Source organism: Sulfitobacter sp. KMM 9851, from assembly GCF_057178245.1.
In genome coordinates this window covers 404,313-429,125 of sequence record NZ_CM169991.1, presented here as the reverse complement: position 1 = coordinate 429,125, position 24,813 = coordinate 404,313, and the positions used below count along the sequence as shown (strand labels likewise).

20 protein-coding genes are annotated in these 24,813 nt (G+C 62.9%); 5 read left to right on the top strand and 15 right to left on the bottom strand.

All coding sequences use genetic code 11. The annotated features are described in order from the left end of the window. Positions 1-364 precede the first annotated feature (364 nt). Genes AC1965_RS02070 through AC1965_RS02055 form a run of 4 tightly spaced genes read right to left on the bottom strand, consistent with a single transcriptional unit; the run spans position 365 to position 4,277 of the window. The gene (locus AC1965_RS02070) at positions 365-1,294 is read right to left on the bottom strand and encodes a metal ABC transporter permease (RefSeq protein ID WP_483885653.1); all 930 of its coding nucleotides are present in this window, start codon (positions 1,292-1,294) and stop codon (positions 365-367) included. Beyond that, on the bottom strand, positions 1,291-2,496 hold the full coding sequence (locus AC1965_RS02065) for a metal ABC transporter permease (RefSeq protein WP_483885652.1): 1,206 nt from the start codon (positions 2,494-2,496) through the stop codon (positions 1,291-1,293). The genes AC1965_RS02070 and AC1965_RS02065 overlap by 4 nt, the downstream gene beginning before the upstream one ends. Next, positions 2,493-3,293, bottom strand: a complete 801-nt coding sequence (locus tag AC1965_RS02060; RefSeq protein ID WP_483885651.1) for a metal ABC transporter ATP-binding protein — start codon at positions 3,291-3,293, stop codon at positions 2,493-2,495. The genes AC1965_RS02065 and AC1965_RS02060 overlap by 4 nt, the downstream gene beginning before the upstream one ends. Positions 3,294-3,296: 3 nt before the next feature. Continuing rightward, the gene (locus AC1965_RS02055) at positions 3,297-4,277 is read right to left on the bottom strand and encodes a metal ABC transporter solute-binding protein, Zn/Mn family (RefSeq protein ID WP_483885650.1); all 981 of its coding nucleotides are present in this window, start codon (positions 4,275-4,277) and stop codon (positions 3,297-3,299) included. A gap of 185 nt (positions 4,278-4,462) precedes the next feature. Between AC1965_RS02055 and yghU the strand changes: the two genes are divergently transcribed. Both yghU and AC1965_RS02045 read left to right on the top strand, forming a co-directional pair. Then, entirely contained in the window at positions 4,463-5,335 is an 873-nt protein-coding gene (yghU, locus tag AC1965_RS02050) for a glutathione-dependent disulfide-bond oxidoreductase (RefSeq protein ID WP_483885649.1), read from the top strand. Positions 5,336-5,567: 232 nt separating this feature from the next. Continuing rightward, positions 5,568-6,584, top strand: coding sequence for a Fe(3+) ABC transporter substrate-binding protein (locus tag AC1965_RS02045; RefSeq protein WP_483885648.1), 1,017 nt, complete (start codon positions 5,568-5,570; stop codon positions 6,582-6,584). A gap of 95 nt (positions 6,585-6,679) precedes the next feature. On the opposite strand, the gene AC1965_RS02040 is transcribed toward AC1965_RS02045, so the two are convergent. The 4 genes from AC1965_RS02040 to AC1965_RS02025 form a co-directional block, all read right to left on the bottom strand. Continuing rightward, positions 6,680-8,350 (bottom strand): ABC transporter permease, encoded by a 1,671-nt coding sequence (locus tag AC1965_RS02040; RefSeq protein ID WP_483885647.1) that lies wholly within the window; start codon positions 8,348-8,350, stop codon positions 6,680-6,682. Between the two features lie 62 nt (positions 8,351-8,412). Further along, positions 8,413-9,378: an ATP-binding protein gene (locus tag AC1965_RS02035; protein WP_483885646.1), complete on the bottom strand. Its 966-nt coding sequence runs from the start codon at positions 9,376-9,378 to the stop codon at positions 8,413-8,415. Further along, positions 9,360-10,064 carry a response regulator transcription factor gene (locus AC1965_RS02030; protein ID WP_483885645.1) on the bottom strand — a complete coding sequence of 235 codons (705 nt, stop codon included), beginning with the start codon at positions 10,062-10,064 and terminating at the stop codon, positions 9,360-9,362. The genes AC1965_RS02035 and AC1965_RS02030 overlap by 19 nt, the downstream gene beginning before the upstream one ends. Beyond that, the gene (locus AC1965_RS02025; protein ID WP_483885644.1) at positions 10,061-11,551 is read right to left on the bottom strand and encodes a DUF4153 domain-containing protein; all 1,491 of its coding nucleotides are present in this window, start codon (positions 11,549-11,551) and stop codon (positions 10,061-10,063) included. The genes AC1965_RS02030 and AC1965_RS02025 overlap by 4 nt, the downstream gene beginning before the upstream one ends. 167 nt (positions 11,552-11,718) lie before the next feature. Between AC1965_RS02025 and deoC the strand changes: the two genes are divergently transcribed. Together deoC and AC1965_RS02015 are read left to right on the top strand one after the other, a co-directional pair. Beyond that, a complete protein-coding gene (gene deoC, locus AC1965_RS02020) occupies positions 11,719-12,732 on the top strand; it encodes a deoxyribose-phosphate aldolase (RefSeq protein ID WP_483885643.1) in 1,014 nt (337 codons plus the stop codon). Between the two features lie 44 nt (positions 12,733-12,776). Then, a complete protein-coding gene (locus AC1965_RS02015; RefSeq protein ID WP_483885642.1) occupies positions 12,777-15,122 on the top strand; it encodes an aldehyde dehydrogenase family protein in 2,346 nt (781 codons plus the stop codon). A 104-nt stretch (positions 15,123-15,226) separates the two neighbouring features. Here the strand turns inward: AC1965_RS02015 and AC1965_RS02010 are convergent, their stop codons facing one another. The 6 genes from AC1965_RS02010 to AC1965_RS01985 all read right to left on the bottom strand — a co-directional run bounded on the left by AC1965_RS02010 (position 15,227) and on the right by AC1965_RS01985 (position 22,370). Continuing rightward, complete coding sequence (locus tag AC1965_RS02010; RefSeq protein WP_483885641.1) at positions 15,227-16,549, bottom strand: M16 family metallopeptidase; 1,323 nt, start codon at positions 16,547-16,549, stop codon at positions 15,227-15,229. Then, complete coding sequence (locus tag AC1965_RS02005; protein ID WP_483886961.1) at positions 16,546-17,871, bottom strand: M16 family metallopeptidase; 1,326 nt, start codon at positions 17,869-17,871, stop codon at positions 16,546-16,548. The genes AC1965_RS02010 and AC1965_RS02005 overlap by 4 nt, the downstream gene beginning before the upstream one ends. A 79-nt stretch (positions 17,872-17,950) precedes the next feature. Further along, a complete protein-coding gene (locus AC1965_RS02000; protein WP_483885640.1) occupies positions 17,951-18,463 on the bottom strand; it encodes a DUF3035 domain-containing protein in 513 nt (170 codons plus the stop codon). Positions 18,464-18,514: 51 nt separating this feature from the next. Continuing rightward, entirely contained in the window at positions 18,515-19,003 is a 489-nt protein-coding gene (gene lspA / locus AC1965_RS01995; protein ID WP_483885639.1) for a signal peptidase II, read from the bottom strand. Positions 19,004-19,017: 14 nt separating this feature from the next. Beyond that, positions 19,018-20,604 carry a bifunctional phosphoribosylaminoimidazolecarboxamide formyltransferase/IMP cyclohydrolase gene (purH, locus tag AC1965_RS01990; RefSeq protein WP_483885638.1) on the bottom strand — a complete coding sequence of 529 codons (1,587 nt, stop codon included), beginning with the start codon at positions 20,602-20,604 and terminating at the stop codon, positions 19,018-19,020. A gap of 17 nt (positions 20,605-20,621) precedes the next feature. Continuing rightward, positions 20,622-22,370: a heparinase II/III family protein gene (locus AC1965_RS01985; RefSeq protein WP_483885637.1), complete on the bottom strand. Its 1,749-nt coding sequence runs from the start codon at positions 22,368-22,370 to the stop codon at positions 20,622-20,624. A gap of 175 nt (positions 22,371-22,545) precedes the next feature. On the opposite strand from AC1965_RS01985, the gene AC1965_RS01980 reads away from it, so the two are divergent. Then, positions 22,546-23,337 (top strand): phosphate/phosphite/phosphonate ABC transporter substrate-binding protein, encoded by a 792-nt coding sequence (locus tag AC1965_RS01980; protein ID WP_483885636.1) that lies wholly within the window; start codon positions 22,546-22,548, stop codon positions 23,335-23,337. A gap of 91 nt (positions 23,338-23,428) precedes the next feature. On the opposite strand, the gene AC1965_RS01975 is transcribed toward AC1965_RS01980, so the two are convergent. Beyond that, the gene (locus AC1965_RS01975; RefSeq protein WP_483885635.1) at positions 23,429-24,703 is read right to left on the bottom strand and encodes an RsmB/NOP family class I SAM-dependent RNA methyltransferase; all 1,275 of its coding nucleotides are present in this window, start codon (positions 24,701-24,703) and stop codon (positions 23,429-23,431) included. Between the last annotated feature and the right edge of the window lie 110 nt (positions 24,704-24,813).

The window sequence follows — 24,813 nt, the reverse complement described above, 5'->3', positions numbered from 1 at the left end:
AGCATGTCACCTTGCGATTCTGCCAGCCGCGAATCTATCGCTCGTGACCCTGCGGCGGCATCTTGCGATGGGGGTAAACGGCCAACGGACCACCCTGACTTTGGGTGGTCCGTTGCAGACTGGCTGCGCTGCGCACTGTGTTTTTTATGTCTCGGTTATCAGTGGTGGGCCGGTCTGGTTGTCGCTTGCCTGCCGAAACTGCACTCATATAGCCAAAGGATGATTCGCGGGTCAAAGGAAAACGAATCACTTTGGCAGAAAAATTTCGCTGGCCGCTTCTTTTGTGTTCGGCGGCACAGCCCCCCGGCACTGGCAGCCCGGACCGTTGAGGTAATTTTCGGCCCCAAAATGCCGCTCAGCGGCATTACCCCACAGAGGCCGCAGCGCCGCGTTGCCGGTGGGGGCCAAAGAGTGCCGCAAGCCCCAGAATGACACCCGATACCGTCGCGATCATACCCGCGGCAGAAACTGAATCCTGCAAACCGATCCACAGCGGCCCGTAGCCTGCAATCACATACCCCAGAATGGCGGCCAGTGTACCGAACCCCACGGACCATGCGATCTGATGTTCCAGCCGATTGGTCATCATCCGCGCGGCGGCAGGCGGACAGATGAACATTGCAATCACGATGATACTGCCCACCGCGTCAAAGGCCGCGACCGCCGCGATGGCCGCCACGATCACCAAGGCCAGACCCAGCGGGCGGGTCGGCATGCCGATGGTGCGGGCAAATCCTTCGTCAAAAGTGCTGATCTTCAACGGTCGCCAGAACAGCGCGATAAACGCCGAAACCCCCAGCAGCGTCAGCGCCATACGCGGCAACTCCACCGGCAGCCCCGCCAGTGCGACAGGGTCCAGCAGCGACGACCAACCGGTCGCATCCAGCCAGATCAGGCTTTCCAAATTGCCATAAAGTGCGTGTTCGACATCCAGATGCACAGAGCTGGTGTCAGATTGTTCCAGCAGCAGCACACCGCCCGCGAACATCGCGGTAAAGATCACGCCCATCGCCGCCCCGGATTCGATCTGGCCCAGGCGGCGCACGGCCTCGATTGCGACAACGGCAACAATTGCAGCGCCCGCCGCCCCCAGCAGCATGGGCCAAGTGCTGACCGTCCCGGTGATCAGAAACGCGACCACAATGCCGGGCAACACCACATGGCTGATAGCATCCCCGATCAACGCCTGACGCCGCAGCACCAGAAAATTGCCGGGCAGCGCGCAGGCCACGGCGACAAATATGCCTGTCAGCATCGGCACCAGTGACAGGGGTACAAATTCGGTACCGGTCATTGGGTGACCTCCTTGGTCTGGTCGATGCGCCTGTCGATGTCGCGGATCTGATCTGCGGTCAGCACGGTTTCAATCGGGGTCAGCCCGTCATATTGCTCCGCCGCCGCCTCATAGGCCGGGTCGCGGCGGATCAACTGCCAGCGGGTTTCGTCCCGCAACGCCTTGCTCGCGCGGCCCCGGCCCTCGCGCGTGGCCACACCGTCAGGCCGTGCCAGCCCTTCGGCGCGCAGCAGGCGCAGGGTCAGGTTCTCATAGATCGGTTGACCGTGGGCCAGCGCCAGCAACCCTTGCCGCAGATGCACCCGGCGCTGATACCCGCGATGGCGCAGCAGCGCCGACAGCGCCCCGCGCCCCGGAGCCAGCAGCAGCGACAGCGCAAAAAGGCCAAACCCGACCAGCACGATGATCGGCCCGGTCGGCAGGTTCGGCAGTGCCGCCGACAGCGCCGCCCCGATATAGGCCGATATGCCGCCCAGGGCGCCCGCAATCAGCACCACATGATCGGTCCGATCGCTCCAGAACCGGGCGGTGACGGGCGGGATGATCAGCAAGGCGACGATCAGGATCAGCCCCACGATCTTGAGCCCGACCACCGTTACCGCCAGCACGATCCCCATCATCGCCAAATCGGTGCGCCGCACGTTCTGCCCGATGGACGTGCCATATTCCGGATCAAAGGACGCCAGTGTCAGCGGTCGGCGCAGCAGCAGCACGAGCGCCAGCACCAGCGCCGCCGACACCGCGATCACCAGCGCATCACTGCGCAGCATCCCGGCCGTGGATCCCAGCAGGAACCCCTCAAGGCCCGCCTGCCGCCCCGCGCTCATCGTCTGCACGATGGTCAACAAAACGATGCCAAATCCAAAGAACACCGACAGCACCGACCCAATCGCCGCATCTTCAGCCAGCCGCGTGCGCGTGCTGAGCCAGGACACCAAAAGCAGCCCGGCCGCCGCCGATACCGCAGCACCACCCAGCAATCCGATCAGATTGCGCCCCTCGCCGCCCAGCGCGACCATCACCATAAACGCCAGCGCCACCCCCGGCAGCGTCGCGTGCGAAATCGCATCGCTGACCAGCGCCCGTTTGCGCAGAAACAAAAACGTACCGCCAACCCCGGCAGCCATGCCCAGCAGGGCGGCCCCCAATGTGACCAATGTGGCGTTATAGCCCAGTTGCAGCAGCAGCGCCTCGCGGATCATGACAGGCGCAGCGCATCCATCTGCGCCCCGGCCAGACGTCCGCCATAGGCATCCTGCAACATCGACGCGCGGAACACATCAGCCACCGGGCCTTCGGCCACGCGGTGCGTGTTGATCAGGAACACATTGTCGAAATACTCGGTCACTGTGGACAGGTCATGATGCACCGCCACCACCGTCTTGCCCGCGTCGCGCAGCGATTTCAGCACGGCGATAATCGCCTTTTCCGTTGCTGCATCAACCCCGGCAAAGGGTTCATCCAGCAGATACAGGTCCGCCTCCTGCGCCAGCGCCCGCGCCAGAAACACCCGCTGCTGCTGGCCACCCGAAAGCTGGCCAATCTGGCGGGTGGCGAAATCTTCCATACCGACGCGCGCCAGACAATCAGCCGCCCGCGCGCGGTGTACCGGACGCACACGGCCCAGCAGGCCCAGTTGCGGGTAAAGCCCCATCAGCACCACGTCGATCACCCGCGTCGGGAAATCCCAATCGACCGATGCGCGCTGCGGCACATAGGCGATGCGATGGCGCTGCTGCGCCACCGGTTTGCCATAAACCGTCACCGTACCGGCCAAGGGTTGCAAAATGCCCAGCGCAGCCTTGAGCAGGGTCGATTTGCCCGCACCGTTTGGCCCGATGATCGCAGTCATCTTGCCGGGTGCCACAGTCATGTCGACCGAAAACACCGCCGGTTTCTGCCCGTATGAAACGGTCATGCCACGGATGGCCAGCGGACTGTCAGGTCGAGAGGTCTGTAACACGGCCGTGCCGCTGTCATGGGCCAGATCAAGGGTCATGGCTCAGCTCCGTCCGGCCAATTGGCCCAACATACCACCCGCATCCACCGGCGCGCCCAGCGCACGGGCGATCGTGGTGACGTTGTGATCTATCATGCCGACATAGGTGCCCTCATAGCTGTCCGGCTCACCCATGGCGTCGCTATACAGCGATCCCCCGATGGCAACCTCATGCCCCTGTGCGGCGGCCCCTTCGACAAGCGCGCGCATGTTGCGGTCCGATACCGATGTCTCGACAAACACCGCGCCGATTTGACGCTGCACCAGTTCATCCACCAGCGCGCTAATCCGGTTCAGCCCGGCCTCACTGTTAGTGGAAATGCCCTGAATGCCAATCACTTCAAACCCAAAGGCGCGCCCAAAGTAACCAAAGGCATCATGCGCCGTGACCAGCACGCGCTGATCCTCGGGCACCTGCGCGAGGGTATCGGCCGCATAGGTCGCCAGCGCTGCCAATTCGCCGCGATAGACCTCCGCATTCGCAGCAAAGGTGGCGGCATGGTCCGGGCGCGCGGCACTCAGCGCGCGTTCGATTTCAGACACAACACCAATCCATGTCGTCGGATCCATCCAAACATGCGGATCATAGCGCCCGTCATAGCTCGGATGGCTCAGCAGGATATCCTCTGGCAGCGCCTGGGCGACTGCGACCACCGTGCGCTTGTCGGCCAGCTCTTCAAAAAAGCCCTCCATCTGCGCCTCAAGGTAAAGCCCATGCCACAACACCAGATCGGCGCGCGTCATCGCCACAATGTCGCTGCGGGTCTGACGATAGCCGTGCGGATCAACGCCCGAGCCCATCAACCCCTTGACCGTCACCAGCTCCCCCCCGATCCGGCGCGCAGCATCGGCAATCATCCCGGTGGTGGCAACAATGCTCATTTGATCCGCCGCATCGGCAAAGGGGGCCGAGCCAAGCAATGCAATCCCGCTCAACCCGCCAATCAAAGCAGCGCGGCGCGTTAAGTCAGTGCTATGTTTCATATGTTCCATGCCCTCTATATGCGATCCATTCGCAACTAAGTCAACCAGTTGCGAATTATTCGCAAGACAAAGTAGCGCGGCACGTTGCGCCGTCAATCACGACAATTTTCCCACAGCCGAGGTGGCAATCCCCCCGCGCATTTGCCACTCTGCCCCGCAACGCATCCCCAGCAAGGACACTTGACATGAGCGATATCACCTACACCCCACCCAAAGTCTGGAAATGGGACGCCGAAAGCGGCGGAAAATTCGCCAGCATCAACCGCCCTATCGCGGGCGCTACCAGTGACAAGGAACTGCCCGTCGGTAAACACCCGTTGCAGCTCTATTCACTGGCAACGCCCAATGGCGTCAAAGTCACCGTGATGCTTGAAGAGTTGCTGGCCGCAGGGCATTCGGGCGCGGAATACGATGCCTGGATCATCGACATCTCCGAAGGTGATCAATTCGGCTCCGGCTTCGTCGAGGTGAACCCAAACTCCAAAATCCCCGCCCTGATGGACCGCTCAGGTGACACACCGCAGCGGGTATTTGAATCGGGTGCAATCCTGCTGCACCTTGCCGAAAAATTTGGCGCCTTCCTGCCAAAATCCCCCGCGCGGCGCACAGAAGCGCTGTCATGGCTATTTTGGCAAATGGGCAGTGCGCCCTATCTCGGCGGCGGGTTCGGCCATTTTTACGCCTACGCGCCGGAAAAGTACGAATACCCGATCAACCGCTTCACGATGGAAACGAAACGCCAGCTTGACGTGATGGACCGCCATCTGGCCGATCACGACTATTTCGCCGATGAATACAGCATCGCCGACATGGCGATCTGGGCCTGGTACGGCCAACTGGCGCTCGGGCGGCTCTACTCAGCGGCAGAATTCCTTGATATCGAATCATATAAAAACGTGCAGCGCTGGGCCAAGGCCATTGACGACCGCCCTGCTGTGACCCGGGGCCGCATGGTCAACCGCGCCTTTGGTGATGACCTGTCACTGCAACTGCATGAACGCCATGACGCGTCGGACTTCGACACGAAAACCCAAGACAAGGTCGACCAAAACAGCTGATTCAACTTGGCGCGCACCCTTCGCTGCGCGCCTCTTTGGCTTTTCTGGGTCAAAAATACCTCAGTGGGGTCCGGGGGGACTGCTCCCCCCGGGTCTATCATCCTTCGGAAGCAAGGATTGGGGGCACCGTGAATTTCCTAGTATTTCGATCAGGAATTGGTTGCACCCCGCGCCGGAATCTGTTTCTTACTCTTTCAGTCAGGTAAGTATCCTCAATGAAACGGACCCCAAAATGACCGCTATAAAAACATCGACCGCCGCCGCCGCCCTCATGTCGCTGGCGCTGCCCGCACTTGCCGAAGGTGAACTGAACCTCTATTCGGCACGCCACTATGACACCGATGAACGGCTCTATACCGATTTTACCGAACAGACAGGCATCACCATCAACCGCATCGAGGGCAAAGCAGACGAACTGATGGCCCGCATGCAGGCCGAGGGCGCCAATTCGCCCGCTGATGTGCTGCTGACCGTCGACACCAGCCGCCTGAAATACGCCAAGGACATGGGCCTGCTGCAAACCGTCGACAGCGACACGCTCGAATCCCGCATCCCCTCCAATCTGCAGGATGACGACAACCAGTGGTTTGGCCTGTCCCAGCGTGCCCGGATCATCTTTTACAATACCGAAACGGTCGACACACCGCCTGCCACCTACATGGATCTGGCCGATCCTGCCTACAAAGGTCAGGTTTGCATCCGGTCTTCGACCAACACCTACAACCAGACCCTGCTGGCCGCGATCATCACCCACGACGGCGAGGAAGCGGCGACCAATTGGGCGCAAGGCATCGTCGATAACATGGCCCGCTCACCCCAGGGTGGCGACACCGACCAACTGCGCGGCATCGTGTCGGGCGAATGCGATATCGCCGTGTCCAACAGCTATTACTTCGCCCGTGCGCTGCGCACGGACGTGGACGGCGTCAGCGCCGATATCGGCAAGATCGGTCTGATCTGGCCCGATCAGGACGGCAATGGCGCACACATGAACCTGTCGGGCGGCGGCGTGGCCGTGAACGCTCCAAACCGCGACAATGCGGTCAAGTTCCTCGAATATCTCGCCTCTGACAGTGCGCAGGAATATTTCTCGGCGGGCAATGACGAGTTCCCAGCCGTAGAGGGTGTTGAACTGGCCCCTTCGGTCAAGAAACTGGGCGACTTCAAAGCGGACACGATCAACCTGTCGGAAGTGGCTGAAAACCTGCCCACCGCGCAAAAGATCTTCGACACCGTCGGCTGGGAATAATCCCTACCATATGAACGCCAAGGGGCGGGCTGTCATGGCCCGCCCCTTCTGGTTTCGATCATTGTCTGCCAAGGCCGGGTGGCGGCCCCCTTTGCTTACCGCTGCCGCCCCACCTGTCGGCAGATCAGGATCACCGGCAACAGCCCCATCGCCACGATCACCAGGCTCGGCACCGCCGCTCCGTTCAACCGCTCGTCACTGGCCAGCCGGTATGCCTGCACGGCCAGAGTATCATAATTAAACGGGCGCATAATCAGCGTCGCTGGCAGTTCTTTCATCACATCGACAAATACGATCAACAGCGCCGTCAACAGACTGGGGGCCAGGATCGGCAGATGCACCCGCCGCAATGTCCCGAGCGGCGTCTGCCCCAGTGATCGCGACGCCGCATCCATATTGTCATGCACCATCGCCTGCCCGCCCTCATAGGCCCCCAGCGCGGCCGCCAGAAACCGCACCAGATAGGCCAGCACCAGCAGCCATATTGACCCGGTGATCAAAAGCCCGGTCGAGATATCGAACGTCGCGCGCATCCAGGCGTCCAACGCATTGTCAAAGGCCGCAAAGGGCACCAGCAACCCCACCGCAATCACGCCGCCCGGCACCGCATAGCCCAACCGCGCCACATAAGCAGCCACGGCAGACAAACGACCGGGCCGCTGCCGCCGAAAGAAGCCGACAGAAATTGCCGCCAGCACGGTCAGCACCGCCGCCGCCCCGGCCAGCGTCGCGGAATTGCGGATAAAACCCAGATAGCGCGGGCTGAACAGGTTCTGCTCAGAACTCAGCCCCATGACCAGCAGGATGACTATCGGTACAATCGCCCCAAACAGCACCGGCACCCCACAAAGCACCATTGCCGCCCCGGCCTGCCAACCTTTGAGTTGCGATGGCGGCATACCCTGCGTGCGCCGCGCCGGATCGTGATATTGGGCCCGCCCCCGCTGCAAACGCTCCAGCATGGCCAGCAACAAGGCAAAGCTCAGCAGGCACAGCGCAAGCTGCGCCGCCGCCGAGCGGTCGAACAGGGAAAACCAACTGGTATAGATACCGGTGGCAAAGGTCTGCACACCGAAATAGGCCACCGTACCGAAATCGGCGATCGTCTCCATCACCGTCAGCAGCACACCGCCGGCAATGGCCGGGCGTGCCAGCGGCAGGCTCACCTTGAAAAACGCCGCCCAGGCGCTCGACCCTAGCGCGCGCGCCGCCAGAAAGGTCGTGCCGCTTTGCTGCAGGAATGCGGCCCGCGCCAGCAGATAGACATAAGGGTACAGCACCAGAACCAGCATCGCCGCCGCCCCGCCCAAGGATCGGATTTCAGGGAACCAATAGTCGCGCGGTCCCCACCCCGTCACATCGCGCAGCAGCGCCTGAACCACACCGGGGTGATCCAGAACATGGGTATAGGCATAGGCCAGCACATAGGCCGGAAAGGCCAACGGCAGCACCAGCGCAATTTCCAGCACGCGTGCGCCGGGAAACCGCGTCATCGTGACCAGCCACGCCGCCCCGACCCCGATGGAAAATGTCCCTGCCGATACCAGCAGCACCAGAACCAGCGTCGTGACCGCATAGCGCCCCAGCACCGTCGACACGAGGTGCTGAACGGTCTCGGTCCCGCCACTGAGGGCGGCAATCAGCACCGCCAGCATCGGCAGCGCACAAAACCCCGCCACCAGCAGCGCAACACCGCTCAGCGCGCGCAATCCATCCCGCGCAGGGCGGGCGGCGGGGCTGACCAGAGGGGGTGTGCTGCTATTCATGCCCCTATTTCGATCATTTCAGTCGGAATTGCCAGAGCCTGCGGCTGTGACGAAATATCCCGTCAGAATGTCACCTCGAACCGCGCGCCGCGTCCACTATCGCTGCCGCCACCGTCGGACATCAACGCGATCTGCCCGCCATGCGCGCCCAGCAGCGCCTGTACGATGCTCAGCCCCATACCGGTGCCGCCACTTTCGCGTCGCGTGGTAAAAAACGGCTCGAACACATGGGCACGGTTGCCGGGCGCGATGCCAGTTCCGTTGTCGTCTATCCGCAGCACATCCGCCTGCCAGTGCAATTGCATACGGTCCGCCCCATGCGCTGCTGCGTTCTGCGCAAGCTGCGCCAGAACAGCGGTCAGTGGCCCGGCAGGCATCGGCACCTGCCCGCCTTGCACGACGGTTACCGCGATCCCGGTCACGCCTTTGGCCGCGTCGACCAGATCGGCGCTGCCCCTGGCCTGCGATTGCCCCGCAGCGGCATGGCGGCGCAGATCGCTGAGCAACAGCTCCATCCGCGCGGCGGCGTCGCGGATCGTGACGGCCAGCGCGGCGCAGTCATCCGCTGGCAGGTCCTCACCCAGCAGTTCCGCCGCCCCCGTAATGGCCGTAAGCGGCGATTTCAGTTCGTGTGTCACGTGATCAGCATAAGCGCGCATTCTCGCCGCGCGGTTGTGCAAGGTCTCGCCCATGTCGATCACGCTTTGCCCCAGATCGCTGAACTCTGGTGTGCCGAAATGCTGGGGCAGCGGCGCGTCGATGCGCCCGGCCTTCATCGCGCGGGCATGGGCCGTCAGCGCATAGACCGGGCGCAGAACCAGCCGCCACAGCAGGAAGGCAAGGATCGCGGTGGCCACCAAGGCCATGCCACCGATCAACCACGCCGCCTCGCCCCAGCCCATTACACTGCCCGCGAGTTTGAAATATCCGATACCGACCACCGGCAAGACCAGCACCGCCGCCAGCGTGCCGCCGATGACCAGCGCCAAGGGCGGGCGCCATTTGCGCGCTACGCGGTGCTGCGGCATGCGCCCATCCTGATCCCAACGCCGTGCAAGGTTTCGATGGCATCCACGCATCCCACAGCCGCCAGTTTGGCGCGCAGATTGCGCAGGTGGCTGTCGACCGTACGGTCCGACACATGCAGATGCGCGCCATAGACGGCGTCGGTCAGCGCCGGGCGCGGCACCACCTGATCAGGACGCGCCATAAGATGCGCCAGAATTCCCATCTCGCGTGCGGTCAAGGTAACGGGCGCGCCCGCAACGGTGCAGGCGTGACGACTGGGGTCAATCTGAACCACCCCATGCGCCAACGTGCCTGCATCCGAGCCACGGGCCGCCGGTGCACCGCCATTGCGCTTCACAATCGCCTTGATCCGCGCCACCAATTCGCGCGGGGAAAACGGCTTGGTCACATAGTCGTCGCCGCCCAGCTCAAAGCCCAGCACGCGGTCGATCTCGTCATCGCGCGCGGTCAGAAACAGCACGGGCGTATCGTCACTGACCCGCAAGGCCCGGCAAACCTCAAGCCCGTCCATTTCCGGCAGGCCAATATCCAGCACGATCAGGTCAAACCGCCCCGAGCGCGCCTTGGCCAGCCCTTCGGCCCCATCGCCCGCTTCGGCCGCCTCCATCCCCGCCTGGCGCAACGCGATGCGCAGCACGCTGCGGATGTGTGGATCATCATCAACGATCAAGATGTTCAATGTCACGGTGTGGCCTCGGCTTGGATCGTACTTAGGCTATTGCGCGCGCGCCAGTTGCGAAAGCCCCATTCGCGCCAGTCATCCGGCACATCTACATCGCGGCGATATTGGCAAATCGCGTACCCGCGTTCGGCCTCGGCCTGGGCAATCACCAACTGTCCCACATCCCCGAGCCAACACAGATAGCCCCAATCCCGCTGTACCGGATTGCCCAGATTATAGCGCGCAATGGTGGCGTCAAAACTGATCCAGGTACAGCCATATAGCACCGCCGCCCCCAAAAGCCCGCCACGCCGCACCAGCCAATCGTTACCGTGCCGCTGGCGCAACTGCCACAGGATCAGCCCCAGCCCGACGGCCACCAACGCCATCCAGATTGCCGCCGCCATACGCAGATGGGTCAGCCCGTAGACGCCGACATACAGGTCCAACCGCACCAGCGCGCTGACCACCAAGGCCAGATTCTGCGCCACCCACAGCATCAACTGCACCCGCATCATGCGGTCCCCGTCTGTCCAGCGCCGCGTCACCATCGCAAAGGCCCCCGCCATCAACGCCGTCACCACCAAAGGATAGGCCCCGCGATGGGCGTATTGGGCATAGCTGATCCCCTCGGGCAGCCCGACACCGCCATAAAGGTACATCACATCCATCGCGGTTTGCAGGGCAAAGACCCCGTTGAACAACACCAGCGCCCGGCGCACAGAGGCGGCGTTGACCAGCCCCTCGCGGGCCGGGCCAAAGGCGCGCGGCACCGGGGTGCGGATCAGCCGCTCGACCATGCCCCTGACCGACAGCGCAGTCCACGCGATCCCTGCAATCACCCCCCAAAGCACCATCCGCCAGACCGAAGGCAGTCGCACATCGACTTGCCACAGCCCATCGACCCAACGCTGCGCAATTGGGTTGGCATCGAGCAATAGGGCAATAAACACCGCCCCCAGCGCCAGCGGCAACAGCCAGCCCATCATTAGCCGCCGCACCACCGTTTGGGTATCGCGCCCATCATGGCCCTGAACCGCGCCGCGCAGATCACGCAGCCCCTGCCCCACGCCCACCGGCCACAGCCGCAGCGCCCCGCGCCACAATTGCCCCGTTCGCAACCCCGCCAAGAGCGCCAGCACCACCGACAGACCTGCCACCGCGATCAACACCGACAGCGGCTGCACCAATTCCACCAAGGGCAACAGCACCAGCACCGCGCCGCCACCCACCAGCGAGGCCCGCTGCCGCGTCACCCGCTGCCGCGCCACCCAAAGCGCCGCCAAAATCATTGCCGCGCCGAAAACAGCCAGCGACAGCCCCGGCACCACCTGCCACACCAGCAGATCGCCCAGCAGGATCAACCCCGCCAACACCGCCAGACGCCCCATGCCGGTCGGCATTTGATGCTGCGTTTGCCCCGGTACGCGCGGCGGCGAAATCGCGCCGTTTAACCACCAGCCATCCTGCTGCATTGCCAGCGGCACACCGCGTATCAGATATGTCTTCATCCTGCCTGTCCTCATCTCAGTTTCTTTGTGCCCTTGTGCCATTCACGGGTGCAGCCCCCGCGTGGCAATTGTGCAGTTCTTGCGCAGATGACGGTGGGTTAGCGCCGCTTGCCACGGCCCCGCCGTCATGGCACCCTGAACCCTTGACGAAATCCCGGAGACGCGCGATGGCCAGCACCCTCACGACCCCTACAACAACCGACGCGACCACCACGTCGGGCCACCTGCCGCAGGTCACCGAACCGCGCAACGATGGTATGGCGCTTGATATGAACTGGGTGCGCTCGGTACAGGCCAATACCTCGGCCATTGAACGGCGCGCCGCGTCGCTGCCCGCCCGCCGGTCCGTGAAAAAAGCCCATCAGGCTGCATGGTTGCTGCGCGCCATCACCTGTATCGACCTGACCACACTGTCGGGCGACGACACCGCCCGCCGGGTTGAACGGCTCTGCGCCAAGGCGCGCCAGCCCGTTGCCCCCGCCCTGCTCGAGGCACTGGGCATGGCGCCGATCACCGTGGGCGCGGTCTGCGTTTACCACGAGATGATCCCTGCCGCCCGCGCCGCCCTCGCAGGCACCGCCATCCCCATCGCCGCTGTCTCCACGGGCTTCCCAGCGGGCCTGTCCCCGTTTGAGCTGCGCATCCGCGAGATTGAAATGAGCGTGGCCGAAGGCGCTGCCGAGATCGACATCGTGATTTCGCGCCGCCACGTGCTGAGCGGCGACTGGCAGGCGCTTTATGATGAAATGCGCGCCTTTCGCGCGGCCTGTGGTGATGCCCATGTCAAAGCGATCCTTGCCACTGGCGAGTTGGGCAGCCTGCGAAATGTCGCGCGCGCCAGCCTGGTCTGCATGATGGCCGGTGCCGATTTCATCAAAACCTCGACCGGCAAGGAAAGCGTGAACGCCACCCTACCCGTCAGCCTGACCATGATCCGCGCCATCCGCGACTATTACGACCGGACCGGCATCCGCGTCGGCTATAAACCCGCAGGCGGCATATCGAAGGCCAAGGACGCCATCACCTATCTGGCCATGATGAAAGAAGAACTGGGCGACCGCTGGTTACAGCCTGATCTGTTCCGCTTTGGGGCGTCGTCGCTGCTGGGCGATATTGAGCGGCAGCTGGAACACCACCTGACGGGCAATTATTCGGCGGGTTACCGCCACGCGACTTCCTGAGCCTGCGGCAGGCCGCGGGAAGGTATTTGTAAAAGGATGAAGGCATGAGCGTGTCTGAGATATTCGAAACCATGGATTACGGTCAGGCCCCGGAATCGCCTGCGGACGCGCTGGCGTGGTTGGTCGACCAAGGCGATCGTTTTGGCCATTTCATCGACGGGGCATTCACGGCCCCCGGCGACGGTTTTGACAGCGTCAACCCCGCCACCGGTGAGGTGCTGGCCACCCTGACCCAAGCCACCCAAGGCGATGTGGATGCCGCTGTACGCGCGGCGCGAAAAGCCCAGCCAAAGTGGGAGAAAATCGGCGGCCACGCCCGCGCGCGCCATATCTATGCCCTCGCCCGGCTGCTGCAAAAACACGCCCGCCTGTTTGCCGTGCTCGAAGTGCTGGACAACGGCAAACCCATCCGCGAAGCGCGCGATATCGACGTGCCGCTGGCCCAGCGGCATTTTTACTATCACGCCGGCATGGCGCAACTGATGGAAACAGAACTGCCCGACGCCCGCGCTTTGGGGGTCTGCGGCCAGATCATCCCGTGGAATTTCCCGCTGCTGATGCTGGCATGGAAAATCGCGCCAGCGCTGGCGATGGGCAATACCGTGGTGCTGAAACCGGCGGAGTATACATCGCTGACCGCGATGCTGTTCGCCGATATCTGCCGTCAGGCCGGCCTGCCAAAGGGTGTCGTGAACATCGTGACCGGCGATGGGGCTGTGGGTGAGATGATCGTGAACCATCCCGACATCGACAAAATCGCCTTTACCGGCTCCACCCCCGTGGGCCGCAAAATCCGCCAGGCCACCGCCGGATCTGGCAAGGCGCTGAGCCTCGAACTGGGCGGCAAATCGCCCTATATCGTGTTCGACGATGCCGATCTGGATTCAGCCGTCGAAGGGTTGGTTGACGCCATTTGGTTCAATCAGGGTCAGGTCTGCTGCGCCGGGTCGCGCCTGTTGGTGCATGAACCCGTTGCCGATCGTTTCTACACCAAACTGCGCGCGCGCATGGAGAAACTGCGCATCGGCAACCCGCTGGACAAAAGCATCGACGTGGGCGCGCTGGTCGATCCGGTCCAGCTTAAACGCGTCAGTGACATGGTGGATGCCAACAGCGCCGGCGAACGCTTTGTCGCGCAGACAGAAATGCCTGAGAGCGGCTGTTTCTACCCACCCACACTGATCACCGGGCTAAACCCTGCCGACACGCTGATGCAGGAAGAAATCTTTGGCCCTGTGTTGGTCTCTACCACCTTTCGCACCCCCGCCGAGGCGGTGCAGTTGGCCAATAACACCCGTTATGGCCTTGCCGCGACGATCTGGTCCGAGAACGTCAATCTGGCGCTGGATATCGCGCCGCAATTGGCCGCAGGCATTGTCTGGGTCAATGGCACCAATCTGATGGATGCTGCCGCTGGTTTTGGCGGTGTGCGCGAAAGCGGCTTTGGCCGCGAAGGCGGTTGGGAAGGGCTGGCCAGTTACACCCAGCCCAAAGGCAGCGCCAACAAGCTGAAATCAATCGAACCCTTCACCGGTGACGGGGCCCCCGCCGACAGCATCGACCGCACGGCGAAACTCTATATCGGTGGCAAACAGGTGCGCCCCGACGGCGGCTATTCCATGCCTGTCTGGGGGAAATCCGGCGCATTGCTGGGACACGCCAGTATTGCCAACCGCAAGGATGTGCGCAACGCGGTCGAGGCCGCCCATGCCGCAAAGGGTTGGTCGAAAACCACCGGCCACCTGCGCGCGCAGATTCTTTACTACATCGCCGAAAACCTTGCGGCGCGCGGCGATGAATTTGCCGCCCGCCTTGATGCCATGCAGGGCGGCAAGACAGGCCGTAAAGAGGTCGACGCCTGCGTTAACCGCCTGTTCACCTATGCCGCCTGGGCCGACAAATATGATGGTCAGGTGCACGGCGTCCCGATCCGGGGCGTGGCGCTGGCGATGAAGGAACCTGTCGGCGTCATCGGCGCGCTTTGCGCGACAGAGGCCCCGCTGCTGGGCCTGATCAGCCTGATGGCCCCAGCCATTGCCATGGGCAACCGCGTGATCCTGTCGGCCAGCGAGGCGTTCCCGCTCGCCGCCACCGATTTCGTGCAGGTGTTGGAAACCTCTGACGTGCCGGGCGGCGTCGTCAACATTCTGACCGGCCCACAGGCTGATCTGGCTGATCCAATGGCAGGCCACATGGATATTGACGCGGTATGGTCCTTCGGCGCAGCGGCGTTGTCAGCGGTTGTCGAAAAAGCGGCCGCCAGCAACATCAAACGCACATGGGTCAATCATGGCATGGCACGTGACTGGATGGGGGCCGATGGCGAAGGCCGCGCATTCCTGAGCGCCGCCACCGAGGTCAAGAACATCTGGGTGCCCTACGGGGAGTAAGGCACCACACCCCCCCAGCTTTATCCGGCCAAATAAACCTCCCGCCGGAGGCGCTGCCTGCCCCCCCTCGGGGGACAGGCGCAAAACCGCAGCCTGTCAGTGCGTCAATTCTGCTGTGGCGCGGTTGTCTGCAACCCTACGGGCTGACCCACGACCACGAAATGCAGCCCATCCGGGTCCAGTAGTTCACCTGCCACACGTTTTACATCGGCCAGCGTCACCGCTTCGACCTTGTCGTTGCGGGTGGCAATGTAATCGATCGGCAGGCCCAACATCTGCATCCCCACAAGGATATTCGCAATCGGCGCATTGCCATCAAAGCGTAGCGGATAGGCCCCGGTGATATAGGTCTTTGCGTCGTCCAGCTCTTGCTGGGTGATGCCCTCGGTCGCTGCCTTGGCCCATTCATCGCGGATCACGGCGATTGCTTCGGCGATACGGTCGTTGGCCGAACTGACAGACCCCATATAGGTTTCGGCCAGATCGCGCGGCACCAGATAGGAATAGACCCCGTAAGTCAGCCCGCGTTTCTCGCGGACCTCGTTCATCAGACGCGATTCGAATGACCCACCGCCCAACACCTGGTTCAGCACGGTCGCGGCAAAGAAATCGGGGTCTTCCTGCGCCATGCCACCATGGCCGAACACGGCCACGGACTGCGGCGTGGCAAAATCCACCACGGTGACACCGCCGGGAATATCGACCTCGACGCGCGGTGGCATCGGCGCACCTGTTGCGGGCAGATCGCCCAGCAGGTCATCCAGCAAGGCACCCAGTTCCTCGGGTGAAATATCGCCCACGGCACCGACATAGATCCGGTCGCGAGCCAACACGGCCTTGTGTGCCGCCAGCAGATCATCGCGAGTCAGCGCCGCGACGCTGTCCTGCGTACCATTCAGGGACGACCCGTAAGGGTGATCACCGTAGGCAATGCGGTCAAAGGTCCGGCCTGCGATGTCGTCGGGATCTTTTTCATCGGACTGGATGATCGACAGGACCTGTCCGCGCACCCGTTCGATGGCCTGCGGGTCAAACCTGGGCTCCAGCAGGGCCGCGCGCAGCAGTGCGACCGAAGCGTCGCGGTTTTCGGTCAGAAAGCGCGCCGAGATCGACAGTGAATCGTCTGACACGTCAAACCCCAGCGAGGTCGCCAACTCTTCTGTGGCGCGGCTAAAGGCGCGGGCATCCATGTCGGCGGCGCCTTCCTCCAGCAATCCGGTCATCAGGTTGATCGCGCCGCGTTTGCCCGCTGCGTCCAACGACGCCCCCCCGCGAAAGCGAATTTCCAGCGCGGCAAAGGGGATCGAATGTTCCTCAACAAGCCAAGCGGTGATGCCGCCAGGGCTGGTGACCGATTTGATATCCACCTCTGCCCGCAGGGGCAGCGCGGCAAAAACCGTGACGATCAGGGCAAAGACAAACTTCATTTCGCGTCCTCCTTCATCAGCCATCCGGTGACAGAGGCACGCCTGTCAAAAACTTCGGCCGCGGCCTGCATGATGTCTTCGGCGGTCACGGCCTCAAGCACATCGGGCCAAGCCTGCACATCCTCTACCGTCAGCCCGATGGCCAGCGCGCTGCCATAGCGGCTGGCGACACGGTCGGCATCGTCGCGGGCATAGATTTGATCGGCACGAATTTGCAGCTTGATGCGGTCTAGCTGCTGCGCATCCACGCCTGTTTCCATGAAACTGGTCAGGGCCGCGTCCAGCGCATCTTCGGCCTCTTGCAGCGTGACGCCGGCGGCGGGAACGACAACCAGATCAAAGGTCGTGTCGTCCAGCGTATTGGCGTTGTAGAACGCGCCGGTATAGGTCGCGGTCTGGCTGTCGAATTGCAGTTTTTCGGTCAGGAATGACGTGGTGCCACCGCCAAGGATCTGGCTGAGCATGGTCAGCGCCGCCGCTTTTTCCTGCGCGCCACTGTCACGTTCCTGTGCCAGATAAGATCGGCTGACATAGGGCTGCGCCACCCGCGCGTCCCGGAAGATCAGCCGCCGCTCGGCGGTTTGGGGCGGCTCTTCGGTGCGCAGGCGTTCGGGGAGGTCGGCATTGGCCGGGATCGCACCATAAGTGGCCTCGGCCAATGTGCGCACGGCGTCGGGGGTGACGTCACCGGACACCACAAGGATGGCATTATTAGGCGAATAATAGGTTTTGTAGAACGACAGTGCATCGTCCAGATCAAGCTGCTGCATCTCATGTTTCCAGCCGATGATCGGGGTGCCATAGCGGTGGTTGAGATACTGTGCGGCGTTCATCTGTTCGTTGAACAGGGCGCCGGGGTTATTTTCGGTGCGCTGGTTGCGTTCTTCGAGGATCACATCGCGTTCGGTGCGGATATTGTCGGGTGTCAGGCGGATGTTTTTCATCCGATCCGATTCCATCTCCATCATCAGGCCCAGACGGTCTGCGGCGATACGCTGGTGATAGGCGGTGTAATCATAGCTGGTAAAGGCATTGTCGCGCCCACCATTGGCGGCGACGGTGGCGGAAAACTCGCCCGCGTCCAGCTTATCAGTGGCTTTGAACAGCAGATGTTCCAGAAAATGCGCAACGCCAGACGATCCCTTCGGCTCATCCGCTGATCCGGCGCGGTACCAGACCATCTGTTGCACCACCGGCGCGCGGTGGTTCTCGACGACCACCACATCCATGCCATTATCCAGGGTGAAATGCGTTACCGCTTCGTTGTCGCGGGCCTGCGCGGGCCCCACCTGCGCCATCAAGGTGCACAGGGCAGCAAACATCGGCAATCGGATCATGAGGTATCCTTAAAACTGTCCGTCGCCACCTTACTTACGTGGCCTCAGGCCAGTTTCAAGCGGATCAACGGAAACGTGTGGACTGTGGTGGTGAAGATGGCGTGCGCGCACCGGCCCGGCGCCAGCGGGCGGCCTCGCTGTTGGCGTCCAGCGCCTGACGCTTGTAGGCTTGGTCGTAGCGATCTACCGGCACAATGCGGAATTGCGTGAACCGCGCCTTGCGTTTGCGGAACTGCGCGTCGGTTTCGGCCAATGTGCCACGAATGTTGGGCGCGACACCCATACGCCCGGCATGCTGCACCAGTGCGCCATCGCTGGCAGGCACCGCGCCACCGGTATCCAGCCGCCCGCCAAAGGCAGCAGCTCCCTCGGCAACCGCAGAACGGTCAGCAAGGTTCGCTTGTCCGGGGGTGGGTGTGGGCAGTGCGGAAAAGTCTGTCGGCGCTTCGAGCGGTTTCACCGGCTGGATCATGAATTCATCCGGCCCGGCCGCGTTCGAGCGCAGGTCGCGCAACCCCTGATTGGAACAGGCCGACAAAGCCAGCGTGATCAGGCAAAATACAGCGGTGAGGCGCATGGTGTCTCCTTTCGGGGTCTGCCCTTCAATATCGCAGGCAGGCAGGCAATGTCACTGACCTTTTTTATTGCGTACCTGACGCGCGGCTTTTGCGTCACCCGTGAACAGGATCAACCCCAGCGCGCCGGCAAAGATGAACACATCTGCGATGTTATACACAAATGGGTTGGTGATACCGCAGCAACTGTTGTTCAGGAAATCGAGCACGTAGCCGTAGATCAGCCGATCCGCCACGTTGGCCAAGGCACCACCGACCAGCAAACCACCGCTGATCATGCCCCAGCGCCCCTGCGGCGCCCGCCAGAGCCAAGCGGTGACGCCGACGCAGATCACCAGTGCCAGGGCAATCAGCACCCATTGGCTCATGTCGCCGCCAAGGCCAAAGTTGATTCCCCGGTTTTCGCCATAGCGGAAATTCAGCACCGGTGGCAGCACATCAATCGAGCGTATGCGTGCCAGTTCCATCATATGGATGACCACGTATTTGCTGATCTGGTCGATCATGAAGGCCGCAAAGGCCGCGATGCCGAAATTCCGCATGTTGATCGCCCCGCTCAGTGCCGGAAGTGGCGCATGTTGGTGAACACCATCGCGAGCCCGGCTTCATCTGCCGCCGCGATCACTTCGTCGTCGCGCATCGACCCACCCGGCTGGATCAGTGCGGTCGCCCCGGCTTCTGCCGCCGTGATCAGGCCGTCAGCGAAGGGGAAGAACGCATCGGACGCCACGACAGACCCCTGGGTCAGCGGCGCGGCCATCCCCATCGCCTCGGCCATGTCCTGTGATTTGCGTGCGGCGATGCGGGTGCTGTCGACCCGGCTCATCTGGCCCGCGCCGACCCCCACGGTTGCGCCATTTTTCACATAGATGATGGCATTCGATTTGACGTGTTTCGCGACGGTCCAGGCAAACAGCATGTCATCCAGTTCCTGATCCGACGGCGCGCGTTTGGTCACGACCTTCAGATCGTCACGGGTGATCCGACCCACATCCTTGTCCTGCACCAGAAACCCGCCCGCGACCTGCCGCACGGCAAGTGCCGCCGCCGCCGGATCGGCCAGACCGTCAGTGGTCAGCAGGCGCAGGTTTTTCTTGGCGGCAAAAACTGCCCGCGCGTCGGCGTCGGCCCCGGGGGCGATCACCACTTCAGTGAAAATCGCTGCAATCGCTTCGGCTGTGGGTCCATCGAGCGGCTGGTTCAGCGCGATAATCCCGCCAAACGCCGACGTGCGGTCGCAATCGAAGGCCCGCGTGTAAGCCTCAAGCATCGTGGCACCGCGCGCCACGCCGCAGGGGTTGGCGTGTTTGATGATCGCACAGGCCGGGCCATCTGCGGGGTCAAATTCACTGACCAAGGCAAAGGCCGCATCGGTGTCGTTGATATTGTTATACGACAGCTCCTTGCCCTGATGCTGCTGGGCGGTGGCCAAGCTGGGGGCGGTGCTGCCATCGGTATAAAACGCCGCCTGCTGATGTGGGTTTTCGCCGTACCGCAGGGTCTGTGTCAGTGTCCCGGCAAAGCTGCGTCGCCGTGGCGTGCCGCCAACCTGCGCCGCCATCCATGTGCTGACTGCCGTGTCATAGGCCGCCGTACGGGCATAGGCCGTCTGCGCCAACCGCTGCCGCAGGGCATAGGTCGTCTGGCCGTCGTTTGCCTCCATCTCGGCGATGACTTCGGCGTAATCTTCGACATCCACGACCACATTCACAAAACCGTGGTTCTTCGCGGCAGAGCGGATCATTGCGGGGCCGCCAATATCGATGTTTTCGATCACCTCGGCATATTCCGCACCTTTGGCGACAGTTTCCTCAAACGGATAAAGGTTGACCACGACCAGATCAATTTCGCCAATGCCATGTTCCGTCATCGCGGCCATATGTTCGTCATTGTCGCGCAGCGCCAGCAATCCGCCATGCACCACCGGATGCAGGGTTTTCACCCGGCCATCCATCATTTCGGGAAAGCCGGTCACATCGGCCACGTCGCGCACGTCAAGTCCCGCCTCGCGCAGCGCCTTTGCCGTGCCTCCGGTGCTGAGCAGTTCAACCCCGCGCGCCGCCAGTGCCTTGCCCAGATCAATCAATCCGGTTTTGTCGGAAACAGATAGCAGGGCGCGTTTGATGGGGTGCAGATCGGGCATGGGGCTGGTCCTCTGGGTCAGGCTTCGTCAACATAGGGATCGTCGATTGACAGATCCCGCACGCCAATCGCAGTTTCCTGCGCTTTGGACAAGGACCACCTGACCCGCGTGGCATAGTTCATTGCAAAACCCGACAGCACGATCTGCTGCGCCGCGCGTGGTTTCAAGCGGGTGGTTTCCAGGTAAACCCCCGGCTCCAAAGACAGATTATGGGTGCCATCATGTCGAAACACCCAGATTTCCCCGCTTTTTAGCGCCATCGAAATTGCCGCTCCGCCCAGATCGACCGTTGCGTCCACATCCGGGTGCAGGTGAAACCGGATGTCAAAGGCGATGCCCTTAAGCTTGGTCGCGTCGAGCGCCCGGTCAAAGCGGCGCTTTTCGCTGTCCTCGAGCACCAGCAGCATGTCCTCACCGGCCAGCCCCCGACCATCGAGTGTCAGCTCTAACATGCGCGCATGGGTCAATCCGTGGCTGCACAGATAGCCGTCATGCCCGCCCTGAAACCGCAGCCCGTCCGAGGCTTGTCCGATTTCCACCGGCACATGGCTGGGGCCGTCAATCAACGCCTCCAGACCCGTGTCGCGGTCCGGTTCTGCCAGACGCGCAGTAGAATGGCCCACCAGTGACATCGCGGAATGCGACGGCGTCGCGCGCCCCGCCCGCCGCCATTCCAGCCCGAAAGACGCCCCCGACCCGCAGTTCACCACCAAGGGCCGCCGCCCCGATGTCAGCTCAAACGCGAGGGTCGAGGCATGGGCGTTATATGACGCCGCCCCGCGCGGCGGCGTCGCGGCATCGACAATGACGCTGGTGCGCCCCGCCGACAGCCGCGCATACCCCATCGCGAGCCCATCCGCGTGCCGCGTCTTGGCCTTGGCCGCTGCCAGTGCGTGATCCAGCCAGCCTTCGGCGCCGCGCCCGCCACCGTGAAACCGCGCCAGCGCGCCATCGGCATGGCGCAGACTGCGCAGCGTGGGGGCAATCCGTTCAATCGCGGTCAGATGCTCTTTGGGGGTGCTGCGCCCGGCATCGCTCAGCGCCGCTGCGGCCCATGTCAGCAGGGTAAAGACCGCCAGCAATTCTTCGGGGTTGCGTGTGGGCAGCCCACCCTGTGCGTCGATCTGCGCCGTGCATTCGCGCGCCAATGCCTTGATTGCGGGATCAGCCAGCCCCTCCTGCCCCTCCAGTGACAACCCGGCATAAATCAGCCCGGTCAGCGCCTCGAACCGCGGCAGTCCCGGCGCCGCACCGCGCCAGCGTTTCGACAGGAAATGCGTTTGCTGTACCAGCGATCGGTAGAACACATCGCTTTGCTCGGCTTCGGTCCCGCGCAGCATAAACAGCGCATGGTTGATCCAACGGATCAACCGCCGCCCGGTCAGGTCCGGCGTCCAGCCCGGGCCATTTCCCTTGCCATATGTCTCGATCCACCCCCAAAGCCAACGCTGCGCCGCGCCGCGCGCCGCCACATCGCCGACAGCGGCGAGGTCATCCATCCATGCAAAGCCATGAAGCTCGGCCGCAAACGATGCATCCGGAGGGGTAATATCCCACAACGACCTGTCCGGCTCGGACAACAGGGTGCCCGCAAACAGGTAATTCCCCGCGACCAGCTGGCGCCCGCGTGCATAAGACCCGATGGTGCGCGGTTCGGGCGAGGACACAAAGCCGATCGCCTGCGCCCGCCTGCGCGTCGCCGCCCAAGCATGCCACCGGTTCAGAAGCCGCGCCGTGCGCGCCATCACGCTGGTTGTGTTAATCATATCTATGCTGCCCTTGACGCTCTGATGGCGTTTGAATGCAGCATACCCGCCACGCGACAGTGAGTCACCGCTTTTTCGGGGCGGGCGGGGAATGAGCGGGTTTGGTGCGGTCCAAGGCCCGTGGTTGACCGTTTGCTGACCGCGCAGGCGCTTTTCCAACGCTTGCCTTGGCGCAATGCACACCCCTACACATGTCCTACCCTGCCGGAGCACCACGATGATCGCCAGCCTGATGATGTACCTGCGCCCCGAACTGGCGGACGCCAACGCGCGCTACTGGGCACTGATCCGTCAGGCCCTCGCCAGCCGGGGCATCGACGCGCCCGAAACCCTCAGCAACGATGCTGATGAGTTTGAGGTCTGGAATGCGCCCGATCTTGTCCTTAGCCAGACCTGCGGCATGCCTTATCGGTTGTGGCTGCACGATCACGTCACACTTGTCGGCACCCCCGATTTCGGCGTCCCGAACTGCCCGCCCGGGTACTACAACAGCGTCTTTATCACCCGCGCTGACGATGCGCGCAGGACGCTGCCTGACTATGAAACCGCCCGCTTCACGTACAACCAGACCTTCTCGCAATCCGGCTATGCAGCACCCTACGCCCACACCATGAGGCAGGGGTTCTGGTTTCAGAACCGCAGCCAAAGCGACGGCCACCGCGCCTCGGCCCGCGCCATCGCCGAGAACCGCGCCGACATTGCGGCGCTTGATGCCGTCTCCTGGCGGTTGATACAGCAGCACGACAGCTTTGCAAAAACCCTACGCGTGCTCGACACCACGCCGCCCACGCCTGGCCTTCCCTATATCGCTGCCGCTACTGCCAATCGCGCAGACACATTCGCCGCGATCAGCGACGCCATTGCGGCACTCACACCTGCGGATACAGCCGCGCTCGGCATCAGGGCTCTGATCGACCTCCCCAAAGCCGACTACCTCAGCATCGCCAATCCGCCTCAGGGCGCCTGAACCCCGAAAGCGCTGCTAATGCCGCTCTTGTCTTTCTTTTTGGTCTTTATATTCCCGGGGGACTTCGGGGGGCTGGCCCCCCGGCACGTCCCTACGCCTTGCGTAAACAGGCGATGTAAAACCCGTCCATGCCGCCACGCTCAGCCCAGTAATCCGGCCGCAGCCGCAATCCGCCCTCGGACGTGACCCAAGCATTGTCCACACCGGGCAACGCCAGCGCCGCGCGGTCCACTGTCATATCGCCGTGGCGTTCCAGCGCTTCGTCTACCTGCACCTCGCCCTCGTCGGGCAATAGGCTGCACGTACAAAAAACCAGACGCCCCCCGGGTTTTAGCAGGCTCCAGGCGTGGTCGATCAGCTCGGACTGCAATTCAATCAACGTGCCGAACTCAGACCCGTCCTTGGCATAGGGCAGATCAGGATGCCGCCGCATGGTGCCTGTGGCAGAACAGGGCGCGTCAAGCAGGATCGCGTCGTATTCCCCGGTCACGGCGCGGGCATCCATCGTCAGCGTTTTGGCCTTGAGCCCCACGCGCGTCAGGTTTTCACCCACCCGCTGCATACGCGGCGACGAACTGTCGACTGCGGTTACTTTGGCACCCGCGGCGGCCAGCTGCATGGTCTTGCCCCCTGGAGCGGCGCAGAGATCAAGCACAGTTTCGCCGGGCTGCGGCGCCAGCACGCGCACGGGGATCGCGGCGGCAGCGTCCTGCACCCACCAGTCGCCGTCGGCAAAACCCGGCATGGCCGAGACCTGGCCCGCATCGACAACCCGAACCGACCCTGTCGGCAGCAACGTGCCGCCTACGGCTTCGGCCAATGCAGCGGTGTCACCCTTGGCGGTAAGATCGAGCGGCGCACCGGCAAAATGTGCGGCCTCCATCGCCGCGATCGCATCGCTGCCCCAGGCTTCCAGCAGCGGCCCGCGCAACCATTTTGGCAGGCGCGGCGGGCGCAAGGCACCCCAGGCCTCGGGCCCCTGTGCCGCTATTTTGCGCAGCACGGCATTGGTCAGCCCCTTGAGGTGGCTCAGCGTTCGATGTTGCGACACCAGCGTAACCATTGCATTCACAACCCCATGCGCAGCGCCGCCCTGACACAGCTCGACCGTGCCGACGCGCAACACATTGCGCACGGTCAGCGGCGGCGATTTCTGCAGATGTTTCTGCAACAGGCGATCGGCCCGTTCCATCCCGCGCAGGGTATCAAGCGCCAAGCGCTGCGCGCGCGCGCGGTCATCGGGGGGTAATTTGTCCAGCGCGCCACCCGCGAGCAATTCCGACATCAGGCGCGGCTCGTCCTCATCAAGGATGTGGTCCAACAGATAAACCGCGCTTCTGCGGGCCTGAACGCCTGTGTCTGCCATTCGTCTTTTCCTGTCTGGGGTCGGTCAATCGGGGTTGCCGGGTTGTCTGGGCCATAGGGCGGCGTATATCAAGGATGAACTTGCCTCAAGAGGTCCTGATATGCCCGATC

Coding starts and splice junctions, on each gene's coding strand:
- AC1965_RS02000 (WP_483885640.1), bottom strand. CDS start 18,463: ATGCGCCTCACCGCTGTATTTTGCCTGATCACGCTGGCTTTGTCGGCC.
- AC1965_RS02040 (WP_483885647.1), bottom strand. CDS start 8,350: ATGAATAGCAGCACACCCCCTCTGGTCAGCCCCGCCGCCCGCCCTGCG.
- AC1965_RS02055 (WP_483885650.1), bottom strand. CDS start 4,277: ATGAAACATAGCACTGACTTAACGCGCCGCGCTGCTTTGATTGGCGGG.
- yghU (WP_483885649.1), top strand. CDS start 4,463: ATGAGCGATATCACCTACACCCCACCCAAAGTCTGGAAATGGGACGCC.
- AC1965_RS01975 (WP_483885635.1), bottom strand. CDS start 24,703: ATGGCAGACACAGGCGTTCAGGCCCGCAGAAGCGCGGTTTATCTGTTG.
- AC1965_RS01985 (WP_483885637.1), bottom strand. CDS start 22,370: ATGATTAACACAACCAGCGTGATGGCGCGCACGGCGCGGCTTCTGAAC.
- AC1965_RS02010 (WP_483885641.1), bottom strand. CDS start 16,549: ATGAAGTTTGTCTTTGCCCTGATCGTCACGGTTTTTGCCGCGCTGCCC.
- AC1965_RS02015 (WP_483885642.1), top strand. CDS start 12,777: ATGAGCGTGTCTGAGATATTCGAAACCATGGATTACGGTCAGGCCCCG.
- AC1965_RS01980 (WP_483885636.1), top strand. CDS start 22,546: ATGCACACCCCTACACATGTCCTACCCTGCCGGAGCACCACGATGATC.
- AC1965_RS02045 (WP_483885648.1), top strand. CDS start 5,568: ATGACCGCTATAAAAACATCGACCGCCGCCGCCGCCCTCATGTCGCTG.
- deoC (WP_483885643.1), top strand. CDS start 11,719: ATGGCCAGCACCCTCACGACCCCTACAACAACCGACGCGACCACCACG.
- AC1965_RS02035 (WP_483885646.1), bottom strand. CDS start 9,378: ATGCCGCAGCACCGCGTAGCGCGCAAATGGCGCCCGCCCTTGGCGCTG.
- AC1965_RS02025 (WP_483885644.1), bottom strand. CDS start 11,551: ATGAAGACATATCTGATACGCGGTGTGCCGCTGGCAATGCAGCAGGAT.
- AC1965_RS02065 (WP_483885652.1), bottom strand. CDS start 2,496: ATGATCCGCGAGGCGCTGCTGCTGCAACTGGGCTATAACGCCACATTG.
- lspA (WP_483885639.1), bottom strand. CDS start 19,003: ATGCGGAATTTCGGCATCGCGGCCTTTGCGGCCTTCATGATCGACCAG.
- AC1965_RS02070 (WP_483885653.1), bottom strand. CDS start 1,294: ATGACCGGTACCGAATTTGTACCCCTGTCACTGGTGCCGATGCTGACA.
- purH (WP_483885638.1), bottom strand. CDS start 20,604: ATGCCCGATCTGCACCCCATCAAACGCGCCCTGCTATCTGTTTCCGAC.
- AC1965_RS02060 (WP_483885651.1), bottom strand. CDS start 3,293: ATGACCCTTGATCTGGCCCATGACAGCGGCACGGCCGTGTTACAGACC.
- AC1965_RS02005 (WP_483886961.1), bottom strand. CDS start 17,871: ATGTTTGCTGCCCTGTGCACCTTGATGGCGCAGGTGGGGCCCGCGCAG.